The sequence below is a fragment of the Chloroflexota bacterium genome, assembly GCA_009840625.1.
Classification (GTDB): Bacteria; Chloroflexota; UBA11872; order UBA11872; family VXNJ01; genus VXNJ01.
The window spans coordinates 36,633-60,435 of record VXNJ01000004.1; the positions used below are offsets into that span (position 1 = coordinate 36,633).

16 protein-coding genes are annotated in these 23,803 nt (G+C 65.8%); 3 read left to right on the forward strand and 13 right to left on the reverse strand.

Features of this window, described 5'->3' with window-relative positions; all coding sequences use genetic code 11:
- Positions 1–201 precede the first annotated feature (201 nt).
- The 13 genes from tuf to F4X41_04330 all read right to left on the reverse strand — a co-directional run bounded on the left by tuf (position 202) and on the right by F4X41_04330 (position 19,689).
- A complete protein-coding gene (tuf, locus tag F4X41_04270; GenBank protein MYB16240.1) occupies positions 202–1,404 on the reverse strand; it encodes an elongation factor Tu in 1,203 nt (400 codons plus the stop codon).
- 89 nt (positions 1,405–1,493) lie between these two features.
- Positions 1,494–3,551, reverse strand: coding sequence for an elongation factor G (fusA, locus tag F4X41_04275; protein ID MYB16241.1), 2,058 nt, complete (start codon positions 3,549–3,551; stop codon positions 1,494–1,496).
- Positions 3,552–3,597: 46 nt separating this feature from the next.
- Positions 3,598–4,068, reverse strand: a complete 471-nt coding sequence (gene rpsG, locus F4X41_04280; GenBank protein ID MYB16242.1) for a 30S ribosomal protein S7 — start codon at positions 4,066–4,068, stop codon at positions 3,598–3,600.
- 29 nt (positions 4,069–4,097) lie between these two features.
- Complete coding sequence (locus F4X41_04285) at positions 4,098–4,514, reverse strand: 30S ribosomal protein S12 (protein MYB16243.1); 417 nt, start codon at positions 4,512–4,514, stop codon at positions 4,098–4,100.
- Between the two features lie 117 nt (positions 4,515–4,631).
- Positions 4,632–8,993, reverse strand: a complete 4,362-nt coding sequence (gene rpoC, locus F4X41_04290; GenBank protein ID MYB16244.1) for a DNA-directed RNA polymerase subunit beta' — start codon at positions 8,991–8,993, stop codon at positions 4,632–4,634.
- A gap of 18 nt (positions 8,994–9,011) precedes the next feature.
- On the reverse strand, positions 9,012–12,524 hold the full coding sequence (locus tag F4X41_04295) for a DNA-directed RNA polymerase subunit beta (protein MYB16245.1): 3,513 nt from the start codon (positions 12,522–12,524) through the stop codon (positions 9,012–9,014).
- Positions 12,525–12,734: 210 nt separating this feature from the next.
- A complete protein-coding gene (locus F4X41_04300) occupies positions 12,735–13,082 on the reverse strand; it encodes an HIT domain-containing protein (GenBank protein MYB16246.1) in 348 nt (115 codons plus the stop codon).
- A gap of 35 nt (positions 13,083–13,117) precedes the next feature.
- On the reverse strand, positions 13,118–14,395 hold the full coding sequence (locus F4X41_04305; protein MYB16247.1) for a MiaB/RimO family radical SAM methylthiotransferase: 1,278 nt from the start codon (positions 14,393–14,395) through the stop codon (positions 13,118–13,120).
- A complete protein-coding gene (locus F4X41_04310) occupies positions 14,396–15,325 on the reverse strand; it encodes a methyltransferase domain-containing protein (GenBank protein ID MYB16248.1) in 930 nt (309 codons plus the stop codon).
- Positions 15,322–16,419 (reverse strand): molecular chaperone DnaJ, encoded by a 1,098-nt coding sequence (gene dnaJ / locus F4X41_04315; protein MYB16249.1) that lies wholly within the window; start codon positions 16,417–16,419, stop codon positions 15,322–15,324. The genes F4X41_04310 and dnaJ overlap by 4 nt, the downstream gene beginning before the upstream one ends.
- Positions 16,419–17,201, reverse strand: a complete 783-nt coding sequence (locus tag F4X41_04320) for a nucleotide exchange factor GrpE (GenBank protein ID MYB16250.1) — start codon at positions 17,199–17,201, stop codon at positions 16,419–16,421. Before F4X41_04320 ends, dnaJ begins: the two co-directional genes overlap by 1 nt.
- Complete coding sequence (locus tag F4X41_04325; GenBank protein ID MYB16251.1) at positions 17,117–19,345, reverse strand: hypothetical protein; 2,229 nt, start codon at positions 19,343–19,345, stop codon at positions 17,117–17,119. Before F4X41_04325 ends, F4X41_04320 begins: the two co-directional genes overlap by 85 nt.
- The gene (locus tag F4X41_04330; protein MYB16252.1) at positions 19,306–19,689 is read right to left on the reverse strand and encodes a hypothetical protein; all 384 of its coding nucleotides are present in this window, start codon (positions 19,687–19,689) and stop codon (positions 19,306–19,308) included. The genes F4X41_04325 and F4X41_04330 overlap by 40 nt, the downstream gene beginning before the upstream one ends.
- Before the next feature lie 29 nt (positions 19,690–19,718).
- Here F4X41_04330 and miaB point away from each other — a divergent pair, with 29 nt between their 5' ends.
- The 3 genes from miaB to F4X41_04345 all read left to right on the forward strand — a co-directional run.
- Positions 19,719–21,086, forward strand: a complete 1,368-nt coding sequence (gene miaB / locus F4X41_04335) for a tRNA (N6-isopentenyl adenosine(37)-C2)-methylthiotransferase MiaB (GenBank protein MYB16253.1) — start codon at positions 19,719–19,721, stop codon at positions 21,084–21,086.
- A 5-nt stretch (positions 21,087–21,091) separates the two neighbouring features.
- On the forward strand, positions 21,092–22,906 hold the full coding sequence (locus F4X41_04340; protein ID MYB16254.1) for a hypothetical protein: 1,815 nt from the start codon (positions 21,092–21,094) through the stop codon (positions 22,904–22,906).
- Positions 22,818–23,803: GNAT family N-acetyltransferase (locus tag F4X41_04345; GenBank protein ID MYB16255.1), on the forward strand; the 986-nt coding region annotated here is incomplete at its 3' end. The genes F4X41_04340 and F4X41_04345, both read left to right, overlap by 89 nt.

Sequence of the window (23,803 nt, forward strand, 5' to 3'; positions counted from 1 at the left end):
GGCGGCGGGCGCGCGGCTGCGCTTACGGCCTGAGTGGTCGGGGGGCCCGTCGTGGTCTTGTTGGGGGGGTGGGTGGCGGGGGCGGGGGCGGGGCCCGGGGGGGCGCGGGGGCGGGCGGCGGCGACGGGTGCGCGTCCGGCGCCTGGTACGACTCGAACGCTCCGCCACCTTGACCTGCCTGCTGTCTGTCTGTGTTCGCGCTTAGCGCAGGATCTCGGTGACCGAACCGGCACCGACGGTCACCCCACCCTCGCGAATCGCGAAGCGGACTCCGCGTTCCAGGGCGATTGGGGTGATCAGGTTGACTTCCATCTCTACGTTGTCGCCCGGCACTACCATCTCGGTGCCCTCGGGCAACTTGATTTCGCCGGTCACGTCGGTGGTCCGGATGTAGAACTGCGGCCGGTAACCGTGGAAGAACGGGGTGTGGCGCCCGCCCTCCTGGCGCGAAAGGACGTAGACCTCGGCCTTGAATTCCGAGTGCGGCGTTATTGATTTCGGTTTTGCGAGAACCTGCCCGCGCTCTACCTCATCCCGGTCAATCCCCCGCAGCAGGCAGCCGACGTTGTCGCCCGCCTGGCCTTCATCGAGGGTTTTGCGGAACATTTCCACGCCGGTGACAACCACGCCGTCACGGCCGTGCCCCAGACCGACGATGTCGATCGGCTCGCCGGTCTTGATAACGCCGCGTTCGATCCGGCCGGTGACCACCGTGCCACGTCCCTTGATTCCGAACACGTCCTCGACCGGCATCAGGAAATCCTGTTCGGTCGGTCGCGGCGGAGCCGGAATGTACTCGTCAACCGCGGCCATAAGCTCGCGGATCCCGGCGTAGGATTCGTCGTCCATGTCGTCGGCGTCGGATTCAAGCGCCTGCAGGGCGCTGCCGCGCACGATCGGAACGTTGTCGCCGTCGAAGTCGCGCTCATTGAGCAGGTCGCGTACTTCGAGCTCCACCAGCTCGATCAGTTCCTCGTCGTCGACCAGGTCGCATTTGTTGAGGAATACGACCATTGACGGAACTTCCACCTGGCGCGCCAGTAGCACGTGCTCGCGCGTCTGGGGCATGGGTCCGTCAGGCGCCGATACGACCAGGATGGCGCCGTCCATCTGAGCCGCGCCGGTGATCATGTTCTTGATGTAGTCGGCGTGGCCGGGGCAGTCGACGTGGGCGTAGTGGCGGGCTTCAGTCTGGTACTCGACGTGCTGAATGGCGATCGTGATCCCGCGGGCCTTTTCCTCGGGGGCGTTGTCGATCGATTCAAACGGCCGGAAATCGGCGCCGCCTGCCAGCGCCAGCGTCTTGGTTATGGCCGCCGTCAACGTTGTCTTGCCATGGTCGATGTGACCTATGGTGCCGATGTTTACGTGCGGCTTGGTGCGTTCGAACTTTTCTCTAGCCATTAGTTTTCTGCCCCTCGGAGCATTAATGCGGTGTTGCTAAGAAACGATGGTAGCCAATTGCTTGGCTGTTTAAACAAAGTCGACCGTTGTCACGCGCGGCTCCCCGCAAGCGAGGACGCGTTGGTCGGTTCGTAACGGGCAAACTCCATCGAAAACGTCCCTCTCCCCTGGGTTTGGGAGCGGAGTTCGCTGGCGTAACCAAACATCCCCGCCAACGGGACTTCGGCCTCTATCAGGACCTCCGACCCGTCGCTGTCGGCCCTGCGGATATTGCCCCGCTTGGCCGCCAGGTTTCCGATGATTTCCCCCATATACGTATCCGGCGCGCGGATTTCCAGTTCCATGATTGGTTCGAGTGCCACCGCGGAGGCGCGTTCGAATGCGTCGCGCACGGCCATTGCGGCAGCGATGCGAAAAGCGATCTCTGATGAGTCAACCACGTGATACGACCCGTCAATGACTCTGGTGTGTACACCGGTCATCGGGTAGCCGTGCGGTCCCTCGGTCATGGCGTCGCCGACGCCCTGCTCCACAGCGGCCATGAATTCTAAGGGAATCGTGCCGCCGACGATCCTGCTTTCGAAGGAATTTTCCACTCCGTCTTCGGTGGGTTCCACTTCGAGAACGACATGCCCGAATTGGCCCCGCCCGCCACTCTGGCGAACGAATTTACCCACCCCGGTCGCGGCCCGTCGAATGGTCTCCCGATAGGCAACTTGCGGCGCCCCGACCGACGAACGCACCGCGAATTCGCGCAACAGGCGGTCGACGATTACCTCGAGATGTAACTCGCCCATTCCGGCGATCAGGGTCTGCCCGGTCTCGATATCGGATGTGACCCTGAATGTCGGGTCTTCGTCGGCGAGACGGACCAGCGCGGCTCCCAGCTTGTCCTGGTCGGCGCGCGAGGCCGGTTCGACCGCGACCTTGACCACCGGCTCCGGAAAGTTGATCGATTCCAGCAGCAGCGGCTGATTCTGGTTGCAGATCGTATCGCCGGTGAAAGTGTCCTTGAGGCCGATGATGGCACCGATTTCGCCTGCGCCAAGTCCCTCGTCTAGTTGTTCGCGTTTGTCGGCATGCATGCGCAGGATCCGGCCCACGCGCTCGCGCTTGCGGCGGGTCGTGTTGTAGATGTAACTGCCCGGCTTGATCCGGCCCGAATAGAGGCGGACGTAGGTCAGTCGTCCGGCGAAGGGATCGGTCGTTACCTTGAACGCCAGTCCCGCCGGCGGCGCGTCGTCTTCCGGTGGGCACCGCACGTCGGCGCCCGTCTTGGGGTGGGTGCCGCTGATAACCGGTACGTCCAACGGAGAGGGCAGGTAATCGACGATCGAGTCGATGACCGCCTCTATCCCCTTGTTGCGCAGGGCCGATCCGCAAAGGACGGGAATGGCGGTGTTGGCCACTGTTATGCGGCGCAGCGCGCCGGAGAGATCCTGATTGGAAATCGGGTCGTTCTCGAGGAACTTTTCGGCTATGTCTGTGTCGAAGTCGGCAATTTCCTCAATCATGTGCTCACGGGCCGCACGCGCCTTGCTCACGAGCTCCGGCTCGATCTCGCTTATCCGGACGTGGTCGAGACCATCGTCTATGAAATTGCGCTGGTTGAACGCGACCAGATCGACCACGCCCCGGAATTCGTCCTCGCGGCCGACCGGCATTTGGCAGCGGATTGGAATCGCGTTGAGGCGGTCGCGGATCATCTCGACGGTACGCTCCAGGCTGGCGCCGCGGCGGTCCATCTTGTTGACCAGGGCAACCCGGGGAACCGAATATTTGTCGGCCTGACGCCACACCGTCTCGGTCTGCGGCTGGACGCCGGCGACCGCATCCAGAACCACCACCCCGCCGTCCAGGACGCGCAGCGAACGTTCGACTTCGGCAGTGAAGTCCACGTGGCCGGGCGTGTCGATGATGTTGATGGTGTGGTCGCGCCATTGGCAGGTGGTGGCGGCCGCGGTTATTGTTATGCCGCGTTCGCGCTCCTGCACCATCCAATCCATCGTCGCCGCACCTTCGTGAACTTCGCCGGTGCGGTGAATCCGGCCGGTGTACAGCAGGATGCGTTCGGTGACCGTGGTCTTACCGGCATCGATGTGGGCAATGATGCCAATGTTGCGGGTGCGGGCAAGTCGAGCCGACATGAAAAGGACCTGGCGAAGTTATGGGTTGGTTGCGGACTGCGAAGCTCTACCAGCGGTAGTGCGCAAACGCCTTGTTGGCTTCGGCCATCCGATGGCTTTCTTCGCGGCGGCGCACTGCCTGGCCCTCGTGCCGGTAGGCGTCGAGGATCTCACCGGCCAGGCGACGGACCATTGTTTTTTCGCCGCGGCGGCGGGCGGCCTGAACCAGCCAGCGGGTGGCCAGAGAGAACCGGCGTTCGCCGCGGATCTCGATGGGTACTTGGTAAGTGGCCCCGCCGACTCGGCGCGGCCGGACCTCGAGTTGCGGCGTGGCGTTGCGCAACGCCTGCTCGAAAATTTCAATCGGATTCTGGTTGACCCGTTCTTCAATCAGGTCAAACGCGTCATAGAGCAGGCGCCGGGCCAAGCTCTTCTTACCCCGAGTCATCAGCACGTTGATGAAGCGGGATACCGAGCGGTTGCCGAATTTGGGATCCGGCAAAACAGGGCGGCGGGCGGGTCGGTTACGGCGGGGCATCTCGAAGGCTCACTGCGACGGCGGTTCGATTAATGGGCGTCCCGCTTGGACCCGTACTTGGATCGTCCCTGGCGGCGATTCTCGACGCCGGTGGCGTCGTAGGCGCCCCGGACGATGTGGTATCGGACCCCCGGCAGGTCGCGCACACGCCCGCCGCGGACAAGCACGACTGAGTGCTCTTGCAGGGTGTGGCCTTCGCCCGGAATGTAAGCCAGCAGCTCCATTCCGTTCGAGAGTCTGACTCGCGCAACTTTGCGCAGCGCGGAATTGGGTTTCTTGGGCGTGACCGTGCGCACCTGCACGCACACGCCGCGCTTCTGCGGAGCCCCTCCGGTGCGAATGAGGCGTCGCTGGTTCGAGTTATAGGAGTAGTGCAACGCCGGCGTCGTCACCTTGCGGCGAGGGCTGCGGCGCCCTTTGCGAACCAGTTGGTTAATCGTGGGCACAGCTATTCCGGGGCGAGGGACGGGGAACTTGATGACGGCTGTGCAAACCGCCTGCCGGACCCGGTGGGCGAGGCAAGCAGAGTATAGCAGCCATCCAGGCCGATTCCGGGGAGCCGGTCAGGAGTACGGGTAGTCCGCGAAGCCGTCTTCAAATCCGTCCGCGCCCTCCATCTGGGTGGAGGCTTGCCAACGCTCCTCCTCCAGGCGTTGCAGCTCTTCGAGTTGCCGCTTGAGCTCCTCGCGCTCCTCGCGGCGCGCGTTGATTCGCGCCACCACTTTGGCCGCACCGGTAAGCTCGTCATTGGAGCCGGCCGGCGCGAAGCGGTGGAAGTAGCCAGTCCCCGCCGGGATCAGCTTGCCGACAATCACGTTTTCCTTGAGCCCGACCAGGCTGTCGCGGGCACCTTCAAGGGCGGATTCGGTAAGGACCCGCGTGGTGTCCTGGAACGAGGCGGCCGACAGGAAACTGTCGGAGTACAGCGAAGCCTTGGTAACACCCAGCAGCACCCGTTCGCCGGTGGCCGGCTCGGCCGACAGTGAATTTACGCGGTTGAATTCGCGCGCATCGACGTATTCGTCGGGCAGCAGCACGGTGTCGCCCGGGGTGAGCACCTTGACCCTTCGCAGCATCTGCTTGATTACCAATTCAACGTGCTTGTCGTGGACAGGGACGCCGACTACCGAGTAAACGCCTTGGATTTCGGCCAGCAGGTATTGCTCGACCTTGCTGAGGCTCTCGCTCTCGGAGGTTCCAGCCAGACGCAGGATGTCGTGCGGATTGAGCGGGCCTTCGGTCAACTGGGTGCCGCGCTCGACGCGGGACCCGTCGTCAACCATCACTCGGGTTGTTACCGGGACCGCATATCGGATCGATTCATGCAGGATGATCTTGCCCTCGACCATTTCCAACTGGCCCGAAACCGGAGCCAGCAGGTAGTCCTCGGCGCTCTGCCGCTTGGCGATTCGCGTTCCCTGCTTTACCACGCCGCCGGATTTGCCCAGCGCGCGGTATTCGTCGCCAAGTTCTATTTCGTGCTGCTGCACGAGCTCAAGGGTGACGCCGTCGTCGGACCGTTTGACCGACACGACGCCGCCAAAGTCGGCGATCACGGCCTGGCCGCGTGGGGTGCGGGCCTCGAAGAGCTCCTCGACCCGCGGCAGGCCACGAGTGATGTCCTCCTCGCGGAAAGTTCCGCCGGTGTGGAAGGTGCGCATCGTCAGCTGGGTGGCGGGTTCGCCAATTGACTGGGCGGCGATGATGCCCACCGCGGTACCCAATTCGACCGGTTCGTGCCGGGCCAGGTCAAATCCGTAGCAGGACTGACAGATTCCGTTCTGGGCCTCGCACTTCATGACCGAGCGGACATGGACTTCATCAAATTTGAATCTTTCGATCAGCTCCATCAGCTCGAGGTTGATGACTCGGCCGGCGTCGGCCAGGATTTCTCCGGTTTCCGGATCCACGAGCGGCGCCGCCAGAGTGCGCGAGTAAACCCGTTCTGGCAGGTCCTTGCCAAACAACTGCGAATCGGAAGCGCGAACCGGGATCGAACGTTCGGTTCCACAATCGTGCTCGGCGATGATCAGGTCCTGGCAGACGTCGACCAAGCGCCGGGTCAGGTACCCGGAGTCGGCGGTGCGCAACGCGGTATCAGCCAGTCCCTTGCGCGCGCCGTGGGTGGATATGAAGTATTCGAAGACTGAGAGTCCCTCGCGGAAGTTGGCGCGGACCGGCATTTCGATGACCCGACCGCCCGGATCGGACATCAGCCCGCGCATGCCGGCAATCTGTCTGATCTGGTCGAAATTGCCCTTGGCCGCCCCGGAAGCGCCCATCAGGTAGACCGAATCGCGCTTGTCGAGGCACTCCTCGACCTCGGCCGACACCCGCTGGGTGGCTTCGGCCCAGTGCTTGACGTGCAACCGGTACCGTTCGTCCTCGGTCAGCAGGCCGTCTTCGAACTGCTCGGAGATCTCCCCGACGAGCTCTTCGGTCTCGGTCAGGATCTGCGGTTTGTCGGGCGGGATCGTAAGGTCCGACAGCGCCATCGTCACCCCGGACCGGGTAGCCCAATGGAAACCGGTCGACATGACTTGGTCGCCCACCTGGGCGCAAACGGCGGTGCCGTAATCGGAATAGACGTCGTTGATCAGCTGCTTGAGCGCACCTTTGTCCATGACCTTGCCGTAGGGGCGCATCGGAACCGGCAGGATCCGATCGAATATCACCCGGCCGACGGTCGTCTCGTAGAGCGATCCCTCGGGTTGTTCATCGCCGACCCCGACTTCGTCGGAATTGGCGCGCAGGCGGATCGGGGTGTGCAGCTGCACCAGGCCCGACTCGTAGGCGTGCAGGGCCTCGTCCTGGCCGGTGAACGTGCGAAGTTCGTTGGGGTCGGCGACCGCTTCGGGTTCCAGGGTCAGGTAGTAGCAGCCCAGGATCATGTCCTTGGTGGGCGAAATCACCGGCGAGCCGTCGGCCGGCGAGAGCAGGTTCTGAGAACTGAGCATGAGTTCGCGGGCCTCTTCTTGGGCGATCTCAGAGAGCGGTACGTGAACCGCCATCTGGTCACCGTCGAAGTCGGCGTTGTAAGCAAAGCAGACCAGGGGATGAATGCGGATCGCGCCGCCGTGGACCAGGCGGATTCGGAACGCCTGGATTCCCAGGCGGTGCAGCGTCGGAGCCCGATTGAGCATGATCGGGTGTTCGCGGGTCACGTCTTCCAGGATGTCCCAGACTTCCGGGTCGACCCGCTCGACGATCCGCTTGGCGCTCTTGATGTTCGAGGCGATTCCGCGCATAACCAGCTGCTGCATTACGAACGGCTTGAACAGCTCCAGCGCCATGCCGGAAGGCAATCCGCATTCGTCCAGGGCCAATTCGGGACCGACCACGATGACCGATCGACCGGAATAGTCGACTCGCTTGCCCAGCAGGTTCTGGCGGAACCGTCCTTGCTTGCCGCGAAGCAGGTCGGAAAGGCTCTTGTACATGTGCTGCGAGGAGCTCTGCGCCGGGCGGCCGCGTCGGCCGTTGTCGATCAGCGCGTCGACCGCTTCCTGGAGCATCCGCTTCTCGTTGCGCAGGATGATGTCCGGGGCCCCCAGATCAAGCAGGCGCTTGAGCCGGTTGTTTCGGTTGATCACGCGGCGGTATAGGTCGTTCAGATCGGAGGTGGCGAAGCGCCCGCCGTCCAGCTGCACCATTGGCCGAAGCTCCGGCGGCAGCACCGGCAGGACGGTGTAGACCATCCACTCGGGCCGGTTCTCGGACCGCCGGATCGACTCGATCACGCGCAGCCGCTTGACCGCCTTGCGGCGCCGCTGGGTCGACTTCGAGTTCAGGTCCTCACGAAGCTGCTCGGCCTCGACGTCGATGTCTTTCTTGCGGATCAGTTCGAGGATCGCCTCGGCCCCGCTCATCGCCTCAAACACTTCCCCGACCGTCTCGTTGAGCTGGTAGTAGCGGTCCTCGGACAACAGCATCAGTTCGCTGTCGTCGCCGGCCTTGGCCAACTCGACCAGGTGATCGCGGCGGCGGTTGAAGAATTCTTCCTTTTCGGCCAAAAGCTGCTCGATGCGCGCGTCGGCACCGTCTTTTTCGGCCTGGACGCGGGCCCGTTCCTTGGCCATGTCTTCTTCGAAGCGCTGGCCCAGCTCGGCGATCTCAACCTGTTCGCGCTCGACCATGCGGGCCAGTTCGGACTTGAGCGCGCGCGTGACCCGGCTGCGGTGCTTGGGTTCGATCACCTCGCCGTGCTCGACCACCGGATCCTCGCGGAAGGAGAGCCGCAGGTCGTCCAGGGCGGCCTCGCCGCGGTTCTCGCCGAGCACCTTCAGCAGGCGCTTGGATTCTTCCTCGCGGTCGGCCCGGCGGCGCGATTCCTGGTCCTTAAGCCGGTCGGTCTGCAGGACAAGTTCGTTCTGCATCTCCTCGAGCGAGACCTTGAGGTCCTCCTCGAGCTGCTCGATCCGGTCCAGCTCCTCTTCGCGCACGGCGCGCAATTCGAGTTTGAGGTCGCGATCGAGATTATCGAGCCCCTCCAGCCGTCGCTCCTCGTCCATCGCGGTAATTACGAAGGAGGCGAAGTAGACGATTGCCTCGAGCTTCTTGGGGCTTATGTCGAGCATTTGCCCGATCCGCGACGGCGACCCCTTCACGAACCAGATGTGGGCCACTGGAGCGGCCAGCTCGATGTGCGCCATGCGCTCGCGGCGCACCCGCGAGCGGGTCACTTCGACCTCGCACTTGTCGCAGGTTATCCCCTTGTAGGTGATGCGCTTGTACTTGCCGCAGGCGCATTCCCAGTCCTTGGTGGGTCCGAAAATGCGCTCACAGAAAAGACCGTCCCGCTCCGGCTTCAGGGTGCGGTAGTTGATCGTTTCCGGCTTGGTCACCTCGCCATGCGACTGCTCGCGGATCTGCTCCGGCGATGACAGTCCGATCTGGATCGAAGCGAACTCGTTGACTCTTATCACTGAATGTCCCTTTCGACCCTAGAGCTTGTACTCGCGGCCCTCGATATTGATGCCGCCGAGGTTTGGTACGTAGTCGACCATCGCGTCCAGCGAGAACTCGACCGGTTTTTCTTCTTCGTCGAACAGGTCGACTGACAGGCCCAGGCTCTTTAACTCGTTGACCAGCACCCGGAAAGATTCCGGGACGCCGGGTTCGAGCACCGTCTCGCCTTTCACGATCGCCTCGTAAGTCTTCACCCGGCCGAGCACGTCGTCGGACTTGACGGTGAGCATTTCCTGCAAGATGTTGGCGGCGCCGTAGGCCTGCAGCGCCCAGACTTCCATTTCGCCGAACCGCTGGCCGCCCATTTGGGCTTTCCCGCCGAGCGGCTGCTGCGTAATCAGTGAATACGGGCCGGTGGAGCGGCCGTGGATCTTGTCCTCGACCAGGTGGGCCAGTTTGAGCATGTACATGCGTCCGACCACGACCGGTTTGTCGAAGGACTCGCCGGTGCGCCCGTCGTACAGCTTGACCTTGCCGTCGGTCGGCAGGCCGGCTTCGTCCAGTAGCGAGTGGACCTGGCCCTCGCTGGCGCCGTCGAAGACCGGAGTCACTATCTGGCGGTCCAGCCTTTCGGCCGCCAGCCCGGTGTGCAGTTCCAGCAGCTGGCCGACGTTCATGCGTGACGCGGCTCCCAGCGGGTTCAATACGATGTCCACCGGGGTGCCGTCCTCGAGGTACGGCATGTCCTCTTCGGGCAGGATCAGCGAGATCACGCCCTTGTTCCCGTGGCGGCCGGCCATTTTGTCGCCGACCATGATCTTGCGGCGCGAGGCGATGCGCACGCGGACGGCGTGGTTCACGCCGGCGCGCAGGTCCGGGTTGGCGTCGCGGGTCAGTTCCTTTACATCGATGACCGTTCCGGCGTCACCGGCCGGGACGTGCTTGGACGAATCCTTGACCTCGCGGGCGTCGCGGCCGAAGATGGCGCGCAGCAGACGGTCTTCGCCGGTTAGCTCGGTCTCGCCCTTGGGCGTGATCTTGCCAACGATGATGTCGTCCTGGCCTACCTCGGCCCCGACGAAGACGATTCCGCCGTCGTCCAGGAAGCGCAGCGCTTCCTCGGACACGTTGGGAATGTCGCGCGTTATTTCTTCCGGACCCAGCTTGGTGTCGCGGGCCTCGACCTCGAATTTCTCGATATGGATGGACGTGTAGACGTCTTCGCGAACGAGGCGCTCGGAGATGATGATCGCGTCCTCGTAGTTGTACCCTTCCCAGAACATGAATGCGCACAGCAGGTTCTTGCCCAGGGCAAGCTGCTCGCCGTCCGAGCTGGAGGCCGATGCCAGCAATCCGCCGGGCTGGACCACCTGCCCCGGAACCACTGCCGGGGTCTGGTTGATGCAGGTGCCCTGGTTGGAGCGCCCGAACTTGCGCAGCGGGTAACGGTGCCAGCGCCGGGTGGTTACCTCCTGGAGTTCGACCCGGTCCGGCAAGACATTTATCACCTCGGCCTCACGCGGACCGTCGTAGGTGATGATGTGGCCCGAGTCCAGCGCGGCGCGCCGTTCGACTCCGGTGGCGACCAGCGGCGCCTCGGGACGCAGCAATGGCACCGCCTGGCGTTGCATGTTGGACCCCATAAGGGCCCGGTTCGCGTCGTCGTGCTCGAGGAAGGGAATCAGCGAGGTCGGTATCGAGACGATCTGTTGTGGAGAGACATCGATCAGATCGACCTCATTGCGGTGCGCGGAGTGGAACTCGCGCCCGATGCGCACGTCGATACGTTCGGAATCGATCTCGCCCCGCTCGTTGAGCACGGTCTTGTAGGGAGCGACCGCCAGGCCGTCTTCCTCGTCGGCAGTGCAGTGTCTGATCCTTCCGGTTGCGAACGGGACCACCGGGAAGCGGATGTCGCGCCAGTAGGGGCGGTTGCGCAGACGCCGAAGCAGGTCGGCATCCAGCGGCTCGCCGGCGGCGAGTTCGTTGCGATTGCGAACGATCAGGTCCTCGCGCAGGATCCGGCCTTCCAGTTCGAATCCGTCTTCGAAAGAGATGTCGCGGCCGACCACCTCGTAAGGCGTCTGCAGGAACCCGTATTCGTTGATGCCGGCGAACGATGCCAGCGAGGAGATCAGACCTACGTTCGGGCCCTCCGGGGTCTCGATCGGGCAGATGCGGCCGTAGTGCGAGTGGTGCACGTCGCGGACGTCGACCCCGGCGCGTTCGCGCGAGAGGCCGCCCGGCCCCATTGCGCTGAGCCGGCGCTTGTGGGCCAGCTCGGACAGCGGGTTGGTCTGGTCCATGAATTGGGCCAGCTGGCTGCCGCCGAAGAACTCTTTGATAGCGGCCATGATCGGGCGCGCGTTGATCAGGGCGTTGGGGGTGGCCTGGGAGGCGTCCTGGATCGACATCCGCTCCTTTACCACCCGCTCCATGCGCAGCAGGCCGGTGCGCAGCTGGTTGATGAGCAGCTCGCCCACGGCGCGCACGCGGCGGTTGCCCAGGTGGTCGACGTCCTCGGGGCGGTTCTGGGCCAGGTTCAGGCGTATCAGTTCGCGAACAACTTCGATGATGTCGGCCTGGAGCAGGACCGTGTCGGTAAAGGGTTCCCGGTGGCGCAGGCGCAGGTTTAGCTTGTAGCGGCCGACCCGGCCGAGGTCGTAGCGGCGCGAATTGAAAAAGGTCGATTCGATCAGCGATCGCGCGTTGGCAACCGATTTGCGGTCGGCGATGTTCAGGGTGTCGCCGGGACGCAGGCGGTTGTAGATCTCGCGCACCGCCTCTTCGTGCGAGGTGGCCGAGTCGTCGTCGAGGGTCGCTTCCAGGTACTGGTGATCGGCGTCTTCGGGCACGGCGCCTTCAAAAATCTGGCGGATCGCCTCGTCGGAGGCCAAGTTCTTGTCCATGGCCTTGATCAGGGTCGTGACCGCGATCTTGCGCTTGCGGTCGACCTTGACCGAGAAGACGTCCTTGGCCGACGTGTCGAATTCGAGCCACGCGCCGCGGTTGGGCAGGAGCTTGGCCGAATACAGGTAGCGGCCCGAAGTGCGATCGCGGACCCCGGTGAAATACACGCCCGGAGAGCGCACCAGCTGACAGACGACCACGCGCTCGGCGCCGTTGTAAATGAAGGTCCCCTGATCGGTCATGAGCGGGAAATCGCCCATGAAAACCCGGTTTTCCTTGATTTCGCCGTTCTGCAGGTTCTCCAGGCGGGCGTTAACGTACAGCGGGGCGTGGTAGGTGCGGTCGTTCTCGCGGCATTCGGACACAGGGTGCTTGGGTTCCTCGAACGGCTGTTCGGGCACCTCGAAATGCAGCCTGAAATTCTTGCCGGTGAAGTCCTCAATCGGCGAGATTTCGGCGAAGACCTCGCGCAGTCCCTCGGTCACGAACCATTGGAAGGAACGTCGCTGGATTGCTATCAGTTCGGGGAGATCCACCGCGTCGCGGTGATTCGGGACGGTGCCGAAATGGTGGCCGTTGGGGCTGCTCAAGAGACGCACTCCGGATTGCGGATGGGGCGATTGATCGCGAAAGGGCACACCCTTGTCAGGGGTGCGGGAAGGGCGAACGTGTGTCTTGTCTGGTACGACAAGCTACGGACGGCTGATCGCTGGCTTCAGGACCTGCCGCCGCGTTGGAAGCATCAAGGGCGCTAAGCGCGTCCTCCGTTGTTCATTAGGGGCTATTTTAGCAACCCCGTCAGCCGCGCACCGCCGGGTAATTGAGGCCGCCGCAGTCAGGAACTTTGCTCAACCGGGCGGCCAGTCCATCCTCCGTCCGGCCAGCAGGTGGATGTGTAGGTGCGGGACCGTTTGGGCGCCGTCGCGGCCCTCATTGATTACCAGCCGGTATCCGTCCTCTTCGATGCCGGCGCGACGCGCGTGGAGCGTGAGGGCTCCCACCAGGTCGGCAATCTGGGCGGGGTTGTCATCGGCGGCGGCGGCTACGCCGGAAACGTGCCGCGTGGGGATCGCCAGCAGGTGGGTGGGCGCGGCCGGCGCGATGTCGGAAAAGATCATCCAGTCTTCGCAGCGGTCGATTACGTCGGCCGGCAATTCACCGGCCGCGATCCGGCAGAAGATGCAGTCGCTAGCCAAGGCGCGCTCCAATTCCCAGTGATCTTTGCCGGTGCTCAGTTCGCGGCCGCCGCCGGCACCGCCACCAGGCCGTCGTCGCCGGCCGCCAGCTTTACTTCTTGCAGGGTACCGGTGACCGGTTCAAAGCCCAGCGGCCGGGCCCGCAGGTAGTTGCGCGTCAACCCCATGCAACGACCGGATGGATCCCTCTCCCACAATACCTGCGCCCGCGAACCGACGAACCCCGCCAGGTAGCGCTCGGACAGCCCGCCCGCCAGATCCAAAGCTTCGCTCATTCGCCGGCGCAGGGTCTGATCGTCAACGTGGTCGTCGCGACGCGCCGCCAGCGTGCGGGCGCGCCGCGAGTAGGGAAAAACGTGCATGTACGAAAAGCCCATCTGGGCGCAGAACCGCAACGAGCGCCGGTGGTCGTCTTCGCTTTCCCCCGGAAAACCCACCATCAGATCGGTCCCGATCGCCACCGATGGATCAGCGGCGCGCAGCCGGTCGACGATTTCCGCGTATTCGGCTGGCCGGTAGGGTCGGCGCATACCCTGCAGGACCGCCGCCGAACCCGACTGCAGCGGCAGATGAAAATGGGAACAGATCCGGCCGGCGGCCAGCAGGTCGTAGAGCCGGGGGTCAAAATCCATCGGTTCAATCGACGAGAGCCGGATGCGCGACGGCACCCGGTCGGCGACCCATTCGACAAGTTCGCCCAGACCGATTCCGCTGTCCGGGCAGCGGTAACTCCCCAGCGCTATCCCCGCCAGCACGACTTCGGGCGACCCGCCGCGGGCAAATTCCTGCACCCGTTCGAGCACATGACCGCGGGTGCGCGACCGGGGGCCGCCGCGGGCCCGCGGAACGATGCAGAACGCGCAGCCGTGGCGGCAACCCTCCTGGATTTTTACGGTGGGGCGGGTACGCCGGCGCTCCCCGAATCGGATAGCGGTGAAGTCGCGCCCGCGGTCACCGGCTGAATGGGAGTCGGCGATGGCGGCGGCAACCTCGCGCGGGGGCGCCCGGCCCATGACGCGGGCACCGGGAAAGTGCACGCGGATCGCCTCCGGGGCGACCGCGGCGTAGCAGCCGGTTACCACCAGTTCGGCCTCGGGACTGCGCCGCAACGCGCGGCCGATCGACTGGCGCGATTTGCGATCGGCGACATGGGTGACGGTGCAGGTGTTGACTATGACCACGTCGGACGGAGCGCCGAAATCGACCAGGTCCATGCCGGCCTCCTCCAGGAGCCGCACGATTTCGTCGCTGTCGGCCTGGTTGACCCGGCAGCCGAGCGTCTTGAGCGAAAACGTGGGCGCCGGACGACCCACTCAAACGCCTTCCGGCCCGGAACAGCCCGGGCGTCGGCACAGCATGGTGGCCCACTCTTCATCGAGCGCGGTCTCACGGCGGGTCCAGCCGGCGGCGTCCAAGGATTCGGAAAGTCCCGCTATCCGCGGACGATAGATTCCCGAAAGCAGCAGCGGCCCCGCGGCGACCACTGAATACGCCCCGAGCAATCGCTGGTGGGCGTCGGCGGTGATGTTGGCGACCACGACATCGAAATCATCTCGACCCTCGGTCCAGCCGGGGCCCAGGTCGCCCGGTTCGACCCTGACGCTTGGCCCGCAGCGGTTGCGGCGCGCGTTCCGGCGGGCCAGCGCCACGGCTTCCCGATCCAGGTCAATCGCGGTAACCGCGGCGGCCCCCAGACGGGCCGCAGCAATCGCCAGGACGCCGGTCCCGGTACCAACGTCCAGCACCGTCCGCCCGGTCAGATCGAGCCCTTGCAGCGTCCGCAGCGCGCCGCGGGTCGAGGGGTGCAGGCCCGAGCCGAATGCGCCCGCCGCATCGATCCGCAGCACGCTTTCCGGAGCGGTCCCGGCCGGCACCTCTGCGTCGATCGGAACTAGCACCAGCGAACCGACCTCGATCGGTCGCTGGTAGCGCCGTTCGCGGGCGCGCCACTCTCGGCGGCCGGTTACCGTCTGGCGGACCGCGCGCAGGGACGGGACGTCGAGACCGGCCGCCATCCGCAGGTCGCTGAGCAGGGCGCTGGCCGCCGCCTGGGACCGGCCGGATTCCGGGAACCAGGCGGTAACCCGGCAGGAACCGGTCGGAACGCTCTCGTCCGGCGGGTCTTTGGCGAATTCCTCCTCGACCGCCACCGCGCGGCCGGCGCGGCGTTGCATTAGCAGGCGCACGTCTTCAGCCAGCGCCGCCGGCACGGTGACCTGGATCTGCCGCCAGGAGTCCCTCACGTGAGCGCCTGGCGCAACCGTTCGGCCAGGCCCGGTGGTGGATCCTCCTCCTCGGCCAGCTGCTCGAAAAGGGCGCGTTGCTGTTTCGTCAACTTGCGCGGAATGGTCACCCGGGCCACCACGAAATGGTCGCCACGGCGCTGATCTCGCGGACTGGGCGCGCCGCGCCCCGCAAGCCGGACCGCTTCACCGGGCTGGGTGCCGGCTGCGAATTCGACCGTTTGCGGTCCGTCGACGGTCTCCACTTCGAGCTCCACGCCCAGGACCGCCTCGCTGACGCTCAGTTCGATCTCGGATTGCAGGTCGCGTCCCTGGCGGGCAATGCTTGGATGCGGCTCGACCGCGACAACCAAATACAGGTCCCCTGGCGGGCCGCCGTTGATTCCGCTGTCGCCCTGGCCCGAAATGCGGATTTCGGTCCCGTTGTCTACCCCGCCCGGGATGTCCACCTCAAGCTGCCGTTCCCGGTTCACCAGGCCCGCGCCTCGGCAGCCGTCGCAGCCGCGCTCGGCGATCCGCCCGGCGCCGCCGCAGTGCCGGCAGCCGGTAATGTTCACGAACTGCCCCAGGATCGAACGGGTCGCTGTGCGGACCTCGCCGGTCCCCCCGCACTGCCCGCAGTCGACCATCTTGCTGCCCGGGTCGAGGCCGTTGCCCCCGCAGTCGTCGCATAGCTCCTGGCGATTGACGGCGACCCCCAGCTTCAGGCCGTGCACGGCGCTGACGAAGTCGAGCTGGATCCGCTGTTGTAGATCGCGACCGCGTTGCGGGGAATCGGCGCGCCGCCCGCCGCGGCCGAAGAACACGTCGAAGATGTCGCCGAATCCGGGAATGTCGACCCCGCCAAAACCGGCTCCCGGACCACTCTGCAGCCCGCGCCAACCGAACTGGTCGAAGCGCTGCCGTTTCTCGGGATCCTTGAGCACGTCGTAGGCTGCCTGGATCTCCTTGAACCGGTCGGCCGCGTCCGGCTCGCGGCTCACGTCCGGATGGTGTTGCCGGGCCATCGCCCGGTAGGCCCGCGAGATGTCCTTCGCCCCGGCGTCGCGGGCTATGCCCAGCACTTCGTAGGGGTCGCGGCGGTCGGTGGCCATCAGCCGTCGTCGCCGCCGGAATCGATGTCGGGTTCGCCCGCTTCGGGTTCGGGTTCGTCGGCGTCCGTTTCCTGGCGTCCGACTCTGACCAGCGCCGGCCGGACTACCCGATCGCCCAGCCGATAGCCCGGCTGGTGAACGACTATCACGCGGTCTGGTTCGGTGCTGCCGTCGGTATCTACCGCCTGGTGGAAGTTGGGGTCGAACGCCTGCCCGACTCCGGCGACTGCCTCGATCCCATGCGAGGCCAGCAAGGCCTGGAAATGCTGCCGGGTAAAGAAAAGTCCCTCGATGAACGTGAACCCGGTCAGCTCGCCGGGGACCGCCGTGAGGGCGCGGTCCAGATGGTCCAGAGCCGAAAGCAGCTCGCGGGCGAATTCGATAACCGCGAACTGCCGCGCGTCGGCAACTTCCTGACCAGAACGCCGCTTGAGGTTGGCCAGGTCGGCCTGCGCCCGGGTTAATCGGTTGAGCAGGTCGTCGATCCGCTCCGACTGATCTTGGTCGGTCCCCACCGGGGGAGCTGCCGGCGGCGTCTCCGCCGGCGGTTCACCGCCTGTCGATTCGGTCGCCAATTTACATCCAGCTCCTAGCGCTGTTGAAGTTCCCGGGCCGCAGTTCCGGAGACGGCCGGTTGCAGCATTGCGATCCCGCCGACTATACAAATTTGATGCAGGCCTATCGGATCCGGCCGGATTCACCCGATCAAGAATGCCGATCCTGAAGCGCCCAGCACGATCAGCCCGCCGCCGGTCAGTGCCAGTGAGCGCGGGGCGGCCAATATCGGGTCCAGCAGGGCCTCTTCGGTACCTGAAGAATCAATCAGGGTCTGAATGCCCTGGGAGCTGATCCGGTCCAGGCGGCCGGCGGCCTCGCCGGCCACGTACACGGACCCGTTCTGCGCCGCAGCAAGCATCCCCGGGTCCGGCAACTCGGCGGCCAGGACCGCGATCGCATCGGCGCCGGGCCGGATCGCCAGGATTCGGCCGCTGCCGTTCTCGGCGATCAACAGCGATCCGTCGGCGGTTACAGCCAGGCCGGCCGGATCGCTCAGGGGGGTCCCGCGCGGCGCGGCGCCCTCCGCCGCTTCCCCGGTCTGCCCATTCCCCGCCACGGGTTCGAGCAGACCGTCGGTGGTCAGGCGCATGACCCGGTCGGTGCCCGAATCGGCCAGGTAGATGCTGCCGTCGGCGGCCATTGCCATCGCCACCACGTCCAACAGGCTCACGTCCAGGGCGGCACCGCCGGAGCCGGGGTCGCCGGGCCGTCCGTTCCCGGCCACGGTTTCGATCACCCCGCAACCGTCGATTCGACGGATTCGGAAATTGCCGGCATCGAAGAAAAACACATTTCCGACCCCGTCGGCCAGAACCGTTTTGGGGGCCGCGAGCAACGCGAACCGGGCCAGGCCGCCGTCGCCGCGAAATGCGGCCAGTCCCGAACCGGCGATCGTCTCGACCCTGCCGGAGGAGATCTTGCGCAGTCGGTTGTTGCCGGTATCGGCCACGAATATCTCGTTGCCGCCGACCGCGATCGAATCCGGGCCGGCAAACTGGGCCGCGGCGGCCGGCCCGTCGTCACCGGAGAAGCCGAATCCCGACCGCCCGAAAAGCTGGGTGGCTGCGAATTCGGATGCTGACAAGTCCTGCGGCAGGGCGCCGGGCCGCGGTTCGAGCCGGCAGCCAGTCTCCGAACCGGCATCGCCGAATCCGGCCAGCCGGAAGATCTTGCCGGAGAGCTGGGCCAACAGGTAGATCGACCCGTCCGGACCGAGCTGGAAATCAATCGGCCGCGGCAACACCGCTTCGCGTGCCGGCACTCCCGCCTGGGCGTTACCGGCGGTACCCAGCCCGGCATAGGTAAATATCGTCCCGGCCGCGGATACGACGCGAATCGCCGCGTTATTCCAGTCGGCCACGTAAAGATTGCCGGCCGCGTCGATATCCAGACCGGCGGGCGCATCGAGCTGTGCCGCTGCGGCCGGCCCGCCGTCGCCACTACGCCCCGGAATCCCGGTGCCGGCGACTGTCGAAACGACCCCGTCCGGACCGATCCTGCGCACCACGTGCCCCTCGCTTTCGCTCAGGTACATGACCCCCTCGGACGAGATCGCCAGGTCGGCGGGGCCGTCGATCCGGGCGCGGTCGGCGGGTCCGCCGTCTCCGCCGGTCGCCGGCTCGCCGGTGCCGGCGAAGGTAGTCACCGCCCCGCTTGCATCAATTCGCCGGATGCGGTTGTTGCCTCGGTCGGCGACGTACAGAACTCCGCTCCCGTCCAGGGCGAGCCCGGAAATCGAGTTGAAGCGGGCCTGCCCGACGGCCTCGGGGTCGTCCGCCGATCCGGGATCGCTGGAACCGGCCAGCAGGGAGATCGTTCCGTCGGGGGCGATGCGCCGGATCAGGGTGCTGGAGGCGATGTATATGCCGAAGCGCGAATCGGCGACGATCGGGCCGGGGTCCCGCAGCCCGGCCAACAGGGCCGGTCCGCCGTCGCCCGAATCGGACCTGGTTCCGTTGCCGGCGATTCGTTCGATCCGACCGTCGATCGCGATCTGGATGACCTGGTTGTTGGACCGATCGGTCACGAATACGTTGCCCGCCCGGTCAACTGCCAGCCCGGCCAGGGCCGGCGGAACCCCCACTCCAGCCTCATCCCGAAAAGCCGGTGCGAATTCGGCCACCTGCTCAAAAACCGGGTTGATCGGCGCCGGGGCGTAGCCCGCCCGCGCGGCCGGTACGGCGCCGGGATTCCAGACTATTTCAAGTTCAGCTGAAGGGTCGGCCGGGCTCGGCGCCGGGGCAAGCGCGGGTCTTTGTTCGCACCCGGCCGCCAAGGCACCCGCGAGCAAGAGTGCGACGGCACCCAGCGCCGTTCGCACCGCCCGGTTCAATCCCCGTCGGAGTCGGCGTCGGTCGGATCGAGCAATTCTTCTTCGGCGACCAGACGCCCGCCCTCCACTTTCGAATCAACCATTCGACGGCGCGAGTCAAACTGCAGCCAGACTTGGGCGGGGCGGAACGTTTGCTCGCCCATGACCTGCTTGGTGCAGGTGTAGTGAGTCGGGCTGTCGTGACTCGACCCCGGCGCAAATTCCTGCGTCAAATCGTTGTTCAGATCAACCCGCAGAGTAACGATTTCCTGAGTGCGGTCCATCTCTACGTATATGTAGAGGGCATCGTCGCGCGGTTGATTTCCGAAGAATCCCAAACCGGTTCCATCCTTGGCCGGGCCGTCGCGGCCGGCATCGGAACGGCAATTGCCGCCTAACATTAATTTTTATTAAACGCGACATCCGTACCATGGCCACCGTCCACGCAGGCCGGCCGCCGGCCCCCCCGACGCCCGGCGTCGGCCGGCACCGCTTCTACATCTGGACCTCCGGCTGCCAGATGAACAAAGACGATTCCGAGCGGATCGCGCGCGCCTTGGTCGCCGCCGGGCACGTGCCCGTTTCTCATCCCGACCGGGCATCGTTTGTGATCCTCAATGGCTGCAGCGTGCGCGACAACTCCGACCGCAAGACCTTCGGACGGATCGGCGCGCTGGGCGCGCGCAAACGGCGCGAACCGTTCTTGCAGGTGGCGCTGACCGGTTGCACAGTCCGGGCCACGGCGGCGGAGCTGGCGCCCCACCGTCCGAAATTGGACCTGATCTTCGACAACTCGCGCGTCGAGGAACTCCTGGACCACATGGCCAGCCAGCCGGGACCGGTGGTGGACGACTGGGAGGACTTCTCGCCCCAGGACCTGCCCGGGTTCGGCAGCCCCACCCGCTACGTGACCGTCATCTACGGGTGCTCCAAGCGCTGCACGTTCTGCATAGTGCCGTTCCGGCGCGGGGGTGAGCGCAGCCGCCCCCCGGAAGAAATCGAAGACGAAATGCGGACCAAGGCCGCCGAGGGCGCTGTCGAAATAACGCTGCTGGGGCAGATCGTTAACCGGTACGGCCGCGACCGCGCCGACGGCCCGGACCTGGCCGGTCTGCTGCGGCGCCTGGACCGGCAGGCCATCGTGCCTAGGCTCAGGTTCCTGACCGCCCATCCGCGCCACTTCGACCGCTCCCTGGCCGAGGCGATGGCCGAGTGTCAAACGGTCCTGGAGGAGATCAACTTGCCGGTGCAATCGGGCAATGACGAAGTGCTGCGCCGCATGGGCCGCGGCTACAACCGAGCCTGGTACCTGGACATGATCGCGATGCTGCGTGACACCGTGCCCGGCGTGGCGATCTCGACCGACGTGATCGTCGGCTTTCCGGGCGAGACCGAGGACCAGTTCCGATCGACCCTGGAGCTAATGGAAGAGGTCCGATTCGACGTGGTCCACATAGCCGCGTTTTCGCCCCGGATCGGAACCGTCGCGGACCGCTGGGGCGACGACATCGATCCGGCGGTGAAGCTGGAGCGGCTGCACCGCTGCGAGAGCTTGCAGAAAGACCTGGCCGAATCGATCAATGCCGATCTGGTGGGAAGCAGGCAGCAGGTTTTGATCGAGCAATTGCAGCCCGCCCGGGCGGCCGGTGGCGGACCCCGCTGGATGGGTCGAACGCGAACCAACAAACTGGTCTTTGCGCCGGGCAAAGCCCCGCTGGCGCCGAGCCAGATCGTGGACATGGATATCACTGACGCAACCGCCTGGTCGCTGCGGGGGGCACCGGTCACCGCCGTCTAACGCCGATGGCAGGGTCCAGACTCGGCCGTCGCCGCGCGCTGCTGGCGGGCGGCGCGATTGTCCTGGCGGCCTGTGGGCCCGATCCGGCCGCGGCCCCGCCGCTGCAGCTGGTGCGACCTTACTGGCGGCCGGCGCTGCAGGGCGCCGCCGACGCCATCGAGGTGACCCGGCAAATGGAATCCAACACCCAGTCATTCGCAGCGGGGTTGATTTCACTGCGCCAGTACGCGCTGGCGCTGGGCCGGTACGGACCCGAAATCGGCGACATCGGCCGCTCCCTGGCACAGCTTGAACCACCGGGCGACGCGCGCGACGCGCACCAAAGCCTGCTCGAATCGGCCGATGCCCTGACCCTTGCCGCCGCCAACATGAACGACTATCTGCGGGATGAGGATCTTCGCCAGGTGGTCGTGGCGGTCGACGGCCTCAAACGGGCTCGCGCCGCGCTGGGCAGTTTCGTCGCGGCCATCGACGATCCCGGCTCCCGGGCCGCAATGGAACAGCAGCTGCATGTGCTCGGCGAGATCGAGTTCAGGCCCAACACGGTCAACCGGTTCGCCGTGCTGGTCGGGGAGTTCGGATCGGCGGTGGAGGCCGGCGCGCGGCTGGGGCGCTACGACCCGGATGCCGAACTTTCCTCGCGATACCGGGGCTGGGCCGAGGTCGGGCGCTTCGCCGGCGCCGCGGAGGCGCTGCAATCGGCGGCGGTGTGGGACGGGCGCGGGTTCAAAGTACGGGTAGAGCCAACGCCCGATATCCGCATCGACGTATCAATCGCCAGCCCGGCCCTTTCGCACCGCGACTGGCGGGAATTGATCTGGTTCCATGACCTGGAGTTCGATCCGATCGCAGTCGCGGTCGCGGGCGACGCTACGGCGGTGGCGACGATCTCGCGAACCGGCCAGGTCGCATCCGTCGGAAACGGCGGGGCGCGGCTCTGGGATCGGGATCTGAACTTCCCGGCCGACGGGGTTGCGGTCAATCGCGACGGCTCGCTTACGGCCGGTTTCGGGTTCTTCGTGGCGCCACTCGACCGTCAGGGCGAACCGGTGTGGCCGCACGTGAAAGATCAATCCGACAATCAGTTGATCGAGCAGATTGAATTTGCGGCCGACAGCCTGCTGATGGCCCGCTCGGCCAACAATCGCGGCGAGGGCGGGGCGTTCATTCACCGCGCCGATGGCCGCAAATGGCGCCTGGACGCCGGCCCCCACAGCAGCGGAATCGGTTCCGCACGACTCAGTTTGGACGGCAGTCTGCTGGCGATTGCCACGGGCGGCGAGTCCCTGGTCCCGGCGGTGTCTTTCTACGACCTGCGCGACGAGGTCACGTTCCTGCGTAACAGCTTCACCACCGACGTCCCGATAAGCGGTCTGGCCCTGAGCGGCGACGGCAGCCGGATCGTGTTGGCGACCGCGCTTGCCCTTGAAATCCGGGCCACCGATGACGGTCGCCTGCTGCACCGGGTGCCGATGGAAATAATCAACATAGAACCCGATCCGCTCGGCCGGGTCGTGTACGTGACGACCCCTGCCGCTCTGAGCGCGATCGGCATGGACGGGCAGACGATCTGGCAGAACCTGGATCTTGCCCCGCGCCGGATCGCGGCTTCGAACAATTACCTCGCAACGGTCACCGAGGCTTCCACCATCAGCGTCCTGACCGCCACCGGCGAGCATCTCGGCGACGCGACGACGCTGGCACCGGTACGGGCAATCGCCCTGGCCGCGGATGTGGATATCCTTATCGCGGCCAGCGCCGAACAACGCCTGCAAGCCTGGCAGCTGCCGGGAGCGGCGCTGGTGCCCCGCATCGGGTGACGCCAAAAGCACGCAGGGTTCGAGTCCCAATCGATCTCCCGGCCGCGGGCCGCGCCGTGGCGCACACGAGGAAAACCAAGTCATGAACATCGCCCCGCTGAAACCATCCGACGAATCGGCAGCGCTAGCGCTGATGAGCGCCTGCTTTGCCGAAGAGCCGATCGAATACTTCCGCAGCTACCACCGCCTGCTGCCGTCCGGCCGACCGGACGTGCAGCTGGCCGCCAAGGTCGACGATCGCCTTGTCGGCTACATCGAATGCCAGTGGGTGGAGCACTACTTCGGCGACCGGACGTTGCCGGTGGCCAACATCGGTGCGCTTTGCACGCACCCGGAATTCCGCCGGCGCGGCATCGCCCGCGGTCTGCTAAAGGCGGCCTTGCAGCGGGTCGACGCCGACCGGCATCCGCTCACCGGGCTGCACGCCGCCATACCGGAGCCGTACCGCGAGCACGGTTTCTGGCCGGTTCCGCACACCGAATTCGTGGCCGAGGTTCCAGACTCCCCGCCGGTCCCGGACCGCGGAACGCTTTTTGAGCCGGTGGCCGATGACGATCTGGATGAACTTTTCGACCTTTACCGGCACGAGAACCGCCAACTGCTGGGTCCCCTGGTCCGCACGCGCCGCTATTTCAACGGTCAGCACGAATGGATGTCGGTATTGCCCCGCGAAGTTGCCTGGGAGACCATGCGGCAGATCGGTCGGTCGGTCGGATATCTGCGATACCGGCGCGAATCCGGATCCCTGAAGGTGCTCGAGGTCGTGGCCAGCGGCCGCGGTCGCGGGCGCGGCCGCGCCGCCCCCCGGGGGCCCCGGGGCCCCGCCGGCCGGGCGGGGGCGGGGAGGGGGCGGGGGGGGCCCCAGGGCGCGGGGGGGGGGGGCGCCGGGGGGGGGGG